The organism is Ruegeria sp. YTSC003, assembly GCF_059609785.1.
On sequence record NZ_JBXWMK010000004.1, the window covers coordinates 306,341 to 318,333 of the forward strand.

Annotated in this window: 12 protein-coding genes; 8 read left to right on the top strand and 4 right to left on the bottom strand. The window is 55.9% G+C overall.

All coding sequences use genetic code 11. The features are described from left to right. Nucleotides 1-89 precede the first annotated feature (89 nt). The gene (locus AC2FFH_RS10550; RefSeq protein WP_496844381.1) at nt 90-1,205 is read right to left on the bottom strand and encodes a THUMP domain-containing class I SAM-dependent RNA methyltransferase; all 1,116 of its coding nucleotides are present in this window, start codon (nt 1,203-1,205) and stop codon (nt 90-92) included. 288 nt (nt 1,206-1,493) lie between these two features. Between AC2FFH_RS10550 and AC2FFH_RS10555 the strand changes: the two genes are divergently transcribed. The 6 genes from AC2FFH_RS10555 to nqrF are packed head-to-tail and all read left to right on the top strand — an operon-like array spanning nt 1,494 to nt 7,354. After that, nucleotides 1,494-2,837 (top strand): Na(+)-translocating NADH-quinone reductase subunit A, encoded by a 1,344-nt coding sequence (locus AC2FFH_RS10555; protein ID WP_496770064.1) that lies wholly within the window; start codon nt 1,494-1,496, stop codon nt 2,835-2,837. 5 nt (nt 2,838-2,842) lie between these two features. After that, nucleotides 2,843-4,051 (top strand): NADH:ubiquinone reductase (Na(+)-transporting) subunit B, encoded by a 1,209-nt coding sequence (locus AC2FFH_RS10560; RefSeq protein WP_109311030.1) that lies wholly within the window; start codon nt 2,843-2,845, stop codon nt 4,049-4,051. After that, the gene (locus AC2FFH_RS10565; protein ID WP_496734630.1) at nt 4,044-4,859 is read left to right on the top strand and encodes a Na(+)-translocating NADH-quinone reductase subunit C; all 816 of its coding nucleotides are present in this window, start codon (nt 4,044-4,046) and stop codon (nt 4,857-4,859) included. Before AC2FFH_RS10560 ends, AC2FFH_RS10565 begins: the two co-directional genes overlap by 8 nt. After that, complete coding sequence (locus AC2FFH_RS10570) at nt 4,859-5,512, top strand: NADH:ubiquinone reductase (Na(+)-transporting) subunit D (RefSeq protein WP_058272101.1); 654 nt, start codon at nt 4,859-4,861, stop codon at nt 5,510-5,512. The genes AC2FFH_RS10565 and AC2FFH_RS10570 overlap by 1 nt, the downstream gene beginning before the upstream one ends. Continuing rightward, nucleotides 5,512-6,120, top strand: a complete 609-nt coding sequence (nqrE, locus tag AC2FFH_RS10575) for an NADH:ubiquinone reductase (Na(+)-transporting) subunit E (RefSeq protein ID WP_010441340.1) — start codon at nt 5,512-5,514, stop codon at nt 6,118-6,120. The genes AC2FFH_RS10570 and nqrE overlap by 1 nt, the downstream gene beginning before the upstream one ends. A 10-nt stretch (nt 6,121-6,130) precedes the next feature. Further along, on the top strand, nt 6,131-7,354 hold the full coding sequence (gene nqrF, locus AC2FFH_RS10580) for an NADH:ubiquinone reductase (Na(+)-transporting) subunit F (protein ID WP_496770058.1): 1,224 nt from the start codon (nt 6,131-6,133) through the stop codon (nt 7,352-7,354). Nucleotides 7,355-7,397: 43 nt separating this feature from the next. On the opposite strand, the gene tviB is transcribed toward nqrF, so the two are convergent. The 3 genes from tviB to AC2FFH_RS10595 all read right to left on the bottom strand — a co-directional run bounded on the left by tviB (nt 7,398) and on the right by AC2FFH_RS10595 (nt 10,317). Then, nucleotides 7,398-8,681 carry a Vi polysaccharide biosynthesis UDP-N-acetylglucosamine C-6 dehydrogenase TviB gene (gene tviB, locus AC2FFH_RS10585; RefSeq protein WP_496844401.1) on the bottom strand — a complete coding sequence of 428 codons (1,284 nt, stop codon included), beginning with the start codon at nt 8,679-8,681 and terminating at the stop codon, nt 7,398-7,400. 13 nt (nt 8,682-8,694) lie between these two features. Beyond that, a complete protein-coding gene (locus tag AC2FFH_RS10590; RefSeq protein WP_496770110.1) occupies nt 8,695-9,708 on the bottom strand; it encodes a GDP-mannose 4,6-dehydratase in 1,014 nt (337 codons plus the stop codon). A gap of 84 nt (nt 9,709-9,792) precedes the next feature. Beyond that, a complete protein-coding gene (locus AC2FFH_RS10595) occupies nt 9,793-10,317 on the bottom strand; it encodes a CBS domain-containing protein (protein ID WP_109311025.1) in 525 nt (174 codons plus the stop codon). A 374-nt stretch (nt 10,318-10,691) separates the two neighbouring features. On the opposite strand from AC2FFH_RS10595, the gene AC2FFH_RS10600 reads away from it, so the two are divergent. Both AC2FFH_RS10600 and nqrM read left to right on the top strand, forming a co-directional pair. Further along, a complete protein-coding gene (locus tag AC2FFH_RS10600; protein ID WP_496770054.1) occupies nt 10,692-11,717 on the top strand; it encodes an FAD:protein FMN transferase in 1,026 nt (341 codons plus the stop codon). Nucleotides 11,718-11,732: 15 nt separating this feature from the next. Next, the gene (nqrM, locus tag AC2FFH_RS10605) at nt 11,733-11,969 is read left to right on the top strand and encodes a (Na+)-NQR maturation NqrM (protein ID WP_058277146.1); all 237 of its coding nucleotides are present in this window, start codon (nt 11,733-11,735) and stop codon (nt 11,967-11,969) included. Nucleotides 11,970-11,993: the final 24 nt, after the last annotated feature.

An 11,993-nucleotide genomic window follows, 5' to 3' on the forward strand; every position in this document is an offset into this window, starting at 1 on the left:
GGCGCGTGATCTATACTCGCATTTTTGGATGTGCAAGGGGGTTTCCGTCCCGTTTGTGCGAATTGCCTTCGTCGTTTCCCTACATCAGGTCAGTCCAGCACACCGGTTCGATACAGTCGGATTTTGGTGCCGCCGTGGTCCACAATTGGCCCCGGGGGCAACAGCGGCAGACGGGTTGATCGAGCTAGGCCTGCGTTGCTTGTCACGATACCAACACGCCAGCCCTTGAACTTGGTTTGCAGTACCTTGCCCAAGCTGCCGTAAACGGATCGCAGGCGTTTTTCATCCCCGATCCGGGCACCATAGGGTGGATTGACAATAACAAGACCCGCAGAATCTGACGGGGGTTTTATGTCGCTGACCGAGCGCGTTTGAAACATGGTGAGATCGGCAACCCCGGCGCGGTCAGCATTTTTGGTCGAGGCCTCAATCGCTCCGCTATTGCGGTCCGAGCCATGGAAAACCACGTCCGGTTTGGCCGTAGGCTGCTGTTGGCGCATTGAGGACCAGACGTCGGGGTCAAAACTCGGTAGATTTTCAAATGCAAAGCTGCGGGAACGGCCGGGACGCAGCCCCAGCGCGATTTCGGCGGCTTCAATGACAAAGGTGCCAGAGCCGCACATCGGGTCCAGAACTGGCTCGGACCCATCAAATTCACACTCTCGGAGGAACATCGCGGCCATCGTTTCGCGCATCGGCGCTTTGGCGACAGCCGGTTTGTGACCCCGCTTGTGCAATGGCTCGCCGGAACTGTCGATCGAAAATGTGCACAGGTCCTTTTCGATGCGCACCAGGACGCGTACGGCCGCATCAGATGAAACCGGTGCGCCCAGCGTTTCCGAAATTGCCACTTCGATACGTTGCCGGGCGGCCCCTGCATGGTAGATTCGGGACTTGCGACTTGTCGCTTCGACTTTGACCGGCACATCGGGGCGCAAAAAATCGGCCCAGGGAAATTTTCGGGCCCGTTTATCCAGTTGTGCCAAATGAACTGCGGGAAACCCGCCCAGTCGCACCAGAACTTTGTTCGCGCCACGCAGACACAGGTTCGCGCGCCAGACTTCAGGCCAGCCTCCGCGACTGGTGACGCCGCCGGGTACGGGCTTTGCATCTGCGAATCCTTGTTCGACCGCTTCAGCATGCAGCGGGGCTTCAAGACCCGGCGTTGCGACCAGAAATATCTCAAAATCGTTGTTTAGTTCCATCCCGGGTGCTTACACCGGAAGTGTTGCGGGTGCGATATGCAATTTCAACAGGTCCAAAATGCAGCCCTTCAAGTTAATTTGACAAAATATCGGCAATTTAGGCGGCAACGGGTTTGCGTTTGGCAACATCCCCGCGTAAAGGGACCGTGATCAAAACGAAGCTTGGAATGAAAACAGGTGCCATGCGCCTTTTTTGCTCACAGGCTCCCACATACAGATCGTTTTGTGCCACTATGCAGTGGTGGGAACGATGTGTTGCAGGAAAGAGGCTTGGAAGACAGTAGCGACATGCAAACTTTCAAACTGAAAAAAGGGTTGGAGCTGCCGGTGCAAGGCACGCCAGAGCAGACGATCCAACCGGGTCCTGAATTCAGGTCTGTCGGGGTTTTGGGGGCTGATTATCTGGGCCTGAAACCGCGCATGCTGGTTCAAGAGGGTGAAGAGGTTCAGCGGGGCACACCGTTGTTTTGCCACAAGGACGTGCCCGTGGCGATGATGGTCGCCCCGCTCAGCGGCAAGATCGTGGCCATCAACCGTGGTGCGCGTCGGGTGTTGCAGAGCGTCGTGATCGAAGTCTCGGACGTCAACGACACAGGTCTGGATTTCTCGGCTGTGGGCGACGCCGATACCGCCGAGGGCGTGACCGAACGTCTATGTGCGGCTGGCCTGTGGACCGCTTTCCGCACGCGGCCCTATTCCAAGATGCCCGCACCGGGTACCAAGCCCACAGCAATTTTTGTGACCGCGATGGATAGTGAGCCTCTGGCCGCTGATGCCGAGATCATTATCCAGGATGCGGGTGACGCCTTTGCTGTCGGCTTGAGCGCAGTTGCCAAGCTGACCGATGGCAAGACGTATCTGTGCCAAAATGAGGGCGCAGCCCTGCCGGGCGCCGACATTCCGGGTGTTGAAGCCGCAGCATTTTCCGGACCGCACCCCGCAGGCCTGGCTGGAACCCACATCCACTTCCTTGAGCCACTGGCCGGCGAAAAGCAGGTTTGGACAATTGGCTATCAGGATGTCATCGCGATTGGTCGTCTGATGCAAACGGGTCATCTGGATCCGAACATCGTGGTTGCCCTTTCAGGCCCCGGCGCGCGTCAGCCCCGCCTGATCCGCACTGTCATGGGGGCATCGACTGATGATCTGACCCGCGACGAAATTAATGTGGACGGGACTGCCCGTGTGATCTCAGGCTCGATCCTGTCGGGCCGCCATGCAGAGGGGCCACAAGCCTACCTGGGCCGTTTCGCGCGCCAGATCAGCATCATCCGCGAAGACCATGATCAGCATACGTTGGGCTGGATTCTTCCGATGCCGTCGAAATACGCGGTTCAGCCAGTTCTCGGCTCGGCCTTTGCCAAGAAGCTGTTTGCATTCACGTCCAATCTGAATGGCGGACGCCGTGCAATGGTGCCGACCGGTACGTTCGAACAGTTGATGCCGCAGGACTATTTGCCGACGCAATTGCTACGCGCTTTGCTGGTAATGGACACCGATACTGCACAGGCGCTGGGTGCGCTGGAGCTGGACGAAGAGGACCTTGGCCTTATCGGCTTTGCCTGTCCGGCGAAATATGAATATGGGCTGGCGCTGCGCGACTGCCTGACAAAGATTGAAAAGGAGGGCTGATCCGAATGGGTTTGCGCAACTTCTTTGACCGGATCGAGCCGAACTTTACCAAAGGCGGCAAGTACGAGAAGTATTTCCCCATCTACGAGATGGTCGAAAGCTTCATCTACACTCCGAAAACCGTAACCTCCGTTGCACCCCATGCGCGGTCCTACGTGGATATGAAGCGGATCATGACTTATGTCGTGATCGCCACGATCCCCTGTATCCTGTGGGGAATGTACAATACCGGCTTTCAGGCGAACTCGGCCATTGCCGCGCTTGGACCCGATTCAGCCACTGGCTGGCGGATCGCCATTCTGCAGATGTTCGGTATCTCGCTGAACCCCGCCAGCATCTTTGCCAATGTGATGCACGGGATGATGTATTTCCTGCCGATTTACATCGTCACTCTGGTTGCAGGCGGTATCTTCGAGGTCATCTTTGCGACTGTTCGCGGCCATGAAGTGAACGAGGGTTTCCTCGTAACTTCCATGCTTTACACGCTAATCTTGCCCGCATCTACGCCACTTTGGCAGGTTGCGTTGGGCATCATCTTCGGGGTGGTGATTGGTAAAGAAGTCTTTGGTGGCACTGGCAAGAACTTCCTGAACCCAGCACTCGTCGGTCGTGCGTTCCTGTACTTTGCCTATCCGGCGAACATGTCAGGTGACACGGTTTGGACCCCGGTTGATGGCTTTTCAGGCGCGACAGCTCTGTCGGTATCCGCCTCAGAAGGATATCAGGCGTTGGCCACCGAGGGGCTGACATGGTGGAATGCATTTCTTGGTCAGATGCAGGGCAGCTTTGGTGAAACATCAACGCTGGCTTGTATGATCGGTCTGGCATTCCTGCTAACGACCCGCATCGCCAATTTCCGACTGATTGTCGGCTGTCTGGCTGGGACCATAGGTCTGACGCTGCTGTTTAACCTCATTGGGTCGGATACCAACCCGATGTTCGCGATGCCATGGTACTGGCACGTCGTCGTCGGTGGTTACGCTTTCGGTCTGGCTTTCATGGTGACCGAGCCCGTTTCAGCCAGCCATACCAACATGGGCCGGTATATCTACGGTGCTCTGATCGGTATCATGGTTGTGTTGATCCGTGTGGTGAACCCCGCTTTCCCCGAAGGCATGATGCTGGCAATCCTGTTCGGTAACGTCTTTGCACCGCTGATTGACTACTTCGTCGTTCAGGCAAACATCAAACGGAGGGCGCGTCGCCATGTCTGATACGCAATCCCCAGAACCCAAGGGCGCGATTGCCAAGTTTCTGGCGGCCTCGCCGGACTCGGTCGGTAAAACGATCTTTATCGCCGTCGCCGTTTGTCTGGTGGCCTCGATGGTCGTGTCAGCCGCAGCCGTTAGCCTGCGCCCGGTCCAGGAAGCCAACGCGCTGAAGGACAAGCAGATCAACGTTCTGCAGGTAGCTGGTGTTTATGAACCCGGCACCGACGTGTCTGAGGCGTTCGCCGCATTCGAGCCGCACGTTGTTGAACTTTCGACGGGTGAGTTCGTCGACGACCGGTTCGATCCCGCAACTTTCGACGATCTGGCCGCCGCAAGCGATCCAGAGCTGAGTGTCGCACTGGACGATGACCCGGCTGGTATCGGTCGCAAGGCGTTGTACCGTGTTGTCTACCTGCTGCGCGACGAATCCGGCGAGTTGGACAAGGTGATCCTGCCGCTGCACGGCTACGGTCTGTGGTCGACGCTCTATGGCTTTATCGCGCTGGAAAACAACGGCAACGATATCTACGGCCTGCAATTTTACCAGCACGGCGAAACCCCCGGTCTTGGCGCCGAAGTGGACAATCCGCGTTGGAAAGCGTTGTGGAACGGCAAGAAGCTGCGGGATGATGCCGGTGATCTGCAGATCACAGTATCCAAGTCGCAACCTGCCGCTGGCCCCGACTTTTATGTAGATGCGCTGGCCGGTGCCACGCTGACCTCGGTTGGCGTTGATAACCTGGTGAAATTCTGGATGGGTGATGCGGGCTTCGCTCCGTTCCTGGCCAAACTGCAAGCAGGAGAGTTCTGATGTCCCAGACCAAGAGAGAGATGCTGGTCGACCCGCTTGTCGACAACAACCCGATCACACTGCAGGTGCTGGGTATCTGTTCGGCACTGGCGGTAACCTCTTCGCTGCAGGTTTCCTTCGTGATGGCGCTGGCGGTTACCTTCGTGACCTCGTTCTCGTCCTTCTTCATCTCATGCCTGCGCAACCAGATCCCGGGCTCGATCCGGATTATCGTCCAGATGGTGATCATCGCCTCGCTGGTGATCCTGGTGGATCAGGTTCTCAAGGCTTACGCCTTTGAGATTTCCAAAACCTTGTCGGTTTTTGTCGGCCTGATCATCACCAACTGTATCGTGATGGGCCGCGCCGAAGCATTTGCGATGAAGAACCCGCCCGTCGCGTCCTTCATTGACGGCCTGGGCAACGGAATGGGCTACGGTCTGATCCTGCTGCTTGTTGGCTTCATTCGCGAACTGTTCGGCAACGGGTCGCTGTTTGGCGTCACCATTCTGGAGACCGTCAACAATGGTGGCTGGTACGTGCCCAACGGCATGCTGCTGCTGCCGCCGTCCGCGTTCTTTATCATCGGCCTGATCATCTGGGCCTTCCGCACATGGAAGCCGAACCAGGTCGAAGAACGTGAATACAAAATTCAGCAGGTAGAGGCCCACTGATGGAAGGTCTGATTTCACTGGCCGTAAAGGCCATCTTTGTTGAAAACCTCGCGCTCAGCTTCTTCCTCGGGATGTGTACATTCATCGCCGTGTCCAAGAAGATCTCGACTGCGCTGGGTCTGGGTATTTCGGTGATGGTTGTGCAGGCGATCACCGTTCCCACGAACAACCTGCTGCTCAGCTATCTGCTGAAGCCCGGCGCGTTGGCCTGGGCGGGTTTCCCTGATGTGGACCTGACCTTCCTTGGTCTGATTTCCTACATCGGCGTGATCGCGGCGATGGTGCAGATCCTCGAGATGGTTTTGGATAAGTATTTCCCGCCGCTCTACAACGCGCTGGGGATCTTCCTGCCGCTGATCACGGTGAACTGCGCCATTCTGGGTGGATCGCTGTTCATGGTCGAGCGTGACTATAACTTCGCCGAAGCCGCCACCTATGGTCTGTCTTCGGGCTTTGGTTGGGCGCTGGCGATCACTGCGATGGCTGGTGTGCGTGAAAAGCTGAAGTACTCGGACATTCCCGATGGTCTGCAGGGCCTTGGCATCACCTTCATCACCGCGGGACTGATGGCTATGGCCTTCATGTCTTTCTCGGGCGTGAAGCTGTAAGGAGGGACGAATGGAAACTTTTAGCCTGGGCGTCGTCCTTTTTACCCTGATCGTTGTCGCTTTGGTGGCCCTCATCATGGCCGCCCGTTCGAAACTGGTATCGACCGGCGATGTGAACATCACTATCAACGGTGAAAAAACCATTTCCGTTCCTGCAGGTGGCAAACTGCTGCAAACATTGGCGGCTGAGAAGTTGTTCGTGCCGTCCGCTTGTGGTGGTGGTGGCACCTGTGCGCAGTGCCGTGTGCGTGTGCATTCAGGCGGTGGTTCAATCCTTCCTACCGAAGAAAGCCACATCACCAAGCGCGAAGCCTCCTGCGGCGACCGCTTGTCCTGTCAGGTTGCGGTCAAGCAGGACATGGACATCGAAGTTCCCGAAGAGGTCTTTGGCGTCAAGAAATGGGAATGCACGGTTCGCTCAAACGAAAACGTGGCAACCTTCATTAAGGCGCTGACGCTGGATCTGCCCGAGGGCGAGGACGTGAATTTCCGCGCTGGCGGATACATCCAAATCGAAGCCCCTGCGCATGCGTTGAAATACACTGATTTCGACGTGGAAGAGGAATACCGCGAAGATTGGGACCGCTTCAATCTGTGGCAGTATGAATCGGTTGTGAACGAACCGATCGAGCGCGCGTATTCAATGGCCAACTACCCGGACGAAAAAGGCATGATCATGCTGAACGTCCGCGTTGCCTCGCCACCTCCTGGTTCCGAGGGTATCCCAGCGGGTCAGATGTCGTCCTACATCTTCAACCTGAAACCGGGTGATAAGGTTACCATCTCGGGCCCGTTCGGCGAATTCTTTGCCCGCGACACCCAGAAAGAGATGGTCTTTATCGGCGGTGGCGCCGGTATGGCGCCCATGCGCAGTCACATCTTCGACCAGCTCAAGCGTCTGGAAAATCGAGACCGCAAAATCAGCTTCTGGTATGGCGCGCGTTCGAAGAAAGAGATGTTCTTTGTCGATGACTTCGACACTCTGGCCGAGGAATTCGACAACTTTGAATGGCATGTTGCCCTGTCGGATGCGCAGCCAGAGGACGATTGGAAAGGCTACACCGGCTTTATCCACAATGTTCTGTTCGAAGAATATCTCAAGAACCACCCTGCGCCTGAGGACTGTGAGTTCTACATGTGTGGCCCACCAATCATGAACCAGTCGGTCATCAACATGCTGCTAGATCTGGGCGTGGACCGCGAAGACATCATGCTCGACGATTTCGGCGGGTAAGAAACAAAGAACCGGCGCTTATAGCGCCGGTTTTCTTTTGTGCTCAAAGGCGGAGGTCGCTGGCCTCTATCGGTAGGACCGACTTAACGTCGAAGACCACGCTTGTGTCTTTTCCATACGCTCTGATTTGCGCGGGTTTGACATCTAGGAATTCCTGATGTGCGACGGCTAAAACGACGCCGTCATAGGCGCGTTCATTGGGGGCGGCGACAAGGGAAATTCCATACTCGGCCAACGCTTCCGCGGCATCGGCGTGCGGGTCGTGCACATCGACCTCAATACCGTAATCCTTAAGTTCGTCTATGATATCGACGACCCTTGTGTTGCGCAGATCCGGGCAGTTTTCCTTAAATGTCAGCCCCATGACCAGCACGCGCGCCGATCCTACATCAATCCCGACGCGGGTCATCCGCTTTACCAGTTGCGACACGACATAGCCGCCCATGCTGTCGTTCAGGCGTCGCCCGGCCAGAATGATCTGTGGATGATGGCCGACCGCCTCTGCCTTATGTGTCAGGTAATAAGGATCGACGCCGATGCAGTGTCCGCCGACCAGGCCAGGACGGAAGGGCAAAAAATTCCACTTGGTGCCAGCTGCGCGCAAAACGGCATCAGTATCAATGCCCAGGCGTCCAAAAATCATCGCCAATTCATTGACCAGCGCGATGTTCAGATCGCGTTGGGTGTTTTCGATAACTTTCGCGGCTTCCGCCACGCGGATGCTTTCCGCTTTGTGCGTACCCGCCGCGATAATCCGGCCATAAAGAGCATCTACCAAATCGGCAACTTCGGGGGTTGAACCCGAGGTCACCTTGCAAATGTCCGAGATCCGATGGCCCTTATCACCGGGGTTAATCCGCTCTGGGCTGTATCCGGCAAAGAAATCCGCGTTGAATGTAAGTCCGGAAACCCGCTCGAGGACAGGCACACAGTCTTCCTCGGTTGCACCTGGATAAACCGTGGACTCGTAAATCACCAAGTCACCCTTTTTCAAAAAACGTCCGACCGTCTCGGACGCACTTAGCAAGGGCGACAAATCCGGTTGTTTGCCCGCCGTGATTGGCGTTGGAACCGTCACAATAAAGGTGTCACATCCCGCCAGATCGGTAGGTTCCGAAGTAAAGATCAAACCTGTCGCAGCGGTCAGATCTTCGCGTTCTACTTCCTGAGTGTTGTCCAGCCCCGCGCGCAACGCGTCAATGCGTTCGGCATTGATATCAAACCCAATGACCGGACCAGTCCCGGCAAATGCCACTGCCAGTGGCAGGCCGACATAACCCAGGCCGATGACGGCAATTTTACGGGAATTGGGGTTTGTTTCGAACATTCGGGAAATCAGCTCATTTTCCATGATAGTCGCGGAACCATTCCACGAACTGGGCAATCCCGACCTTGAAATCGGTTTGTGGACGATACCCGGTTAACCGCTGCAACAGTTCGGTATCGGCCCAGGTGGCCGGGACATCGCCCATCTGTATGGGCATATAGTTTCTGACTGCTTTCTTGCCGACAGCTTCTTCAATCGCCTCTACAAAATCCAACAGGCGCACTTTGTCGCCGTTACCGATATTAACCACGCGCCAAGGCGCCACGGGCGAAAGGCTGTCGCCTTCTTCGATGTCATCTGCGCTGTCGGGGCGCGCGGGCGGGCTGTCGATCAACAGCCGGATTCCGCGGACAAGATCATCCACATTGGTAAAATCGCGATACATGTCGCCATGATTGTAGATGTCGATCGGACGGTCATCCAGAATGGCATCCACAAACTTGTACAGTGCCAGGTCAGGGCGTCCCCAGGTCCCATAGACAGTGAAGAACCTAAACATCGTCGTGGGCAAGTTCCAAAGATGCGCATAGGAATGCCCCATGGCCTCGTTGGCCTTTTTGGTCGCCGAATAGATGGTCAGAGGCGTGTCGGCCTTTTCAACCTCGGTAAAGGGCATAACCTCATTCGCGCCATAGACCGACGATGTTGAGGCCATCAAAAGATGTTCAACATTATGTTCGCGTGCAACTTCCATCACGTTGAACGTGCCGACAATGTTCGAGTCGATATAGCTGCGCGGATCCTCCAAGCTGTAACGCACGCCTGCCTGACCAGCGAGGTGCACGATCACGTCAGGTTGAAACTCATCACCAACCTGCTTGAGCTTTTCGTGATTTTCCAACAGATCCTCGGTGACGGAAAACCCAGGGTTTTGCAGCAGCATCTGATGCCGGCGGTTTTTTAGCGCGACATCATAGTAATCGGTCATCCCGTCATAGCCGTGCACCCGGAATCCTTCCGAAAGCAGCAGTTTCGCAAGATGGAACCCGATGAAACCCGCTGTACCCGTTACCAGAACGTGCTTCATTTTACCCTCGACCTTCAACCGAACAAATTTTTGCATCAAGGATACTGTCAGTCAGCCAAGGTCAAGGGCTTTCTACCGGAAGGGTCAGCCTACGATCATTTGTTTCATACGCAACGCTTCATACTCCAGCTCTTTTAGTCGGAAATGAACAACGTCACCGATTGTGATTACGCCGCGCAGTTTCCCGTCGCCAACAACGGGCATGTGGCGAAAACGTCCTTCGGTCATGGTTTTCAGGACATCATTCAACAGATCGTCTGGTGAACATGTCTTGACCTCGCGCGTCATCAGATCCTCGACGGATTGTGGCAAGGTCTGGCCGGGCGTATCAGCCATGCGCCGGACGATGTCACGTTCGGACAGAATACCCTGAAGGGTGCCGTTCTGGTCGGTCACGACCACGGCACCAATCCGCTTTTCACTGAGGGTATTCACGACCGAATGGATCGTGTCGTTTGGGCGCACCGCAAATACAGCATCCCCTTTACCCGCAAGCAATTTTGCCACCGTCGTCTGCGAGTGCGACAGATTGGATTCAACCGATTGGCTGTGCGTGCTTGTATCGGTCTTGTCGCCGCGGGTAGGGGGCTGATATGAGGTTGGGGCCATTGGCAATCTCCTCTTATTTTTGAGATGGCTTCCCTTACACCTTACCGCAGCAATGCGGCCTGTATAGGGTGCAAATGCCCAAACCGGGGAAAACTGCCGCTAAACAAGGATATCCAGCCTGTTGTCTGACCTGTACCTTACCCCGCCCGTCGCAGTGCTGATTTTCTTTGCCGTGGTCGTATGCGGGCATAACTTTAGAATGGCCTGGAAACAGCAGGCAGTTGGCTGGCAAAAGAAAGCTTGGCTATTTGGTGTGCCTGCCGGCATCGGGCTGCTTATGTTGGGCTTCCTGCCGCTAAAGCTGTGAAGTCGGTTTGACTCTGCAAGGGGCCGCTGGCATATGCCGGGCACAGTTTTCCTCTGGAGGTCTCTCGATGCGCCTTTTGCCTGTTCTGGCTGTTGCAACACTTGTTTCAGGATGTCTCTTTGACAAAGAACCCGAGGTTGTGCGCCTGTCGGGTGAGACCATGGGTACTACGTTCAACATCACCGCTATCGGCACGGATGTGGATGAGACTGCATTGGGGTCTGCCGTCGAAGAGACGTTGGCAGGCGTGAACGCCAAGATGTCCAACTGGGACCCCAACTCAGAGGTTTCGACATTTTCGGCGTCGTCCAGCACGGAACCCACCGAGGTTTCCGAAGAATTTGCGCTGGTTTTAGGTGCAGCAAATGACGTGCACGATAAATCGGGCGGCACGTTCGACGTAACGCTTGGCCCGCTGATCGAACTGTGGGGCTTTGGTCCGCGCAAGCCAGAAGATCCGGTGCCATCAGATGCCGAGATACAGGCGGCGCTGGAGAGCGTTGGGCAGGAACGCCTGCTGACGTTGAATAGAGACAACGGAACTTTGGCCAAATCAGATGCTGACGTGGGCATCAACCTGTCAGCAATCGCCAAAGGATATGGCATCGACGCGGTGGCTGCGACGCTGCGCGACGCTGGGATCGAAAACTATATGGTCGAGATCGGTGGTGATTTGGTCACCATGGGCCAGAACGACAAGGGTGAGGCTTGGCGGATCGGGATTGAAAAGCCCGAAGCGGGGGCCCAAAATCTGCAGTTGGTAGTTGAGCTGGACAACCTCGGTATGGCGACCTCTGGCGACTACAAGAATTTCTTTGAACAGGACGGCGTGCGGTATTCGCATATCATCGATCCAACAACAGGTCGTCCGATCACGCATCGCACGACCTCGGTCACGGTTCTGGCCGAAAATGCGATGATGGCGGATGCCTGGGCGACGGCAATGCTGGCGTTGGGTCAGGAAAAGGGCCTGGAACTGGCCGAAGAACATAAACTTGCCGTGTATTTCATCTCGCGGGATGTGACAGGCGGCGACGATGCCTATATTACCGTTCACAGCACTGCGTTCAAAAACGCACTGGGCACCAACTGACAAGTAGGAACCGCGATGAGCACCTTTATCATAGCTTTTTTTCTGCTTTTGATCATCGTGGTTGGCATGTCGCTGGGCGTCATGCTGATGGGCAAGACGATCAAAGGCAGCTGTGGTGGTCTGAACGCAATCTCGGGCGCGGACAAATGTGTGGTCTGCCAAAAGGATGTCGACCCGGACTCGCCCCTGCGAGATCAGTTGCAATGCAAACGTGCCAAAAAGATGCTTGAGCAGATGGAGCGTCAGGCCTGAACGCAGATTGCGCTTCGATGTAGT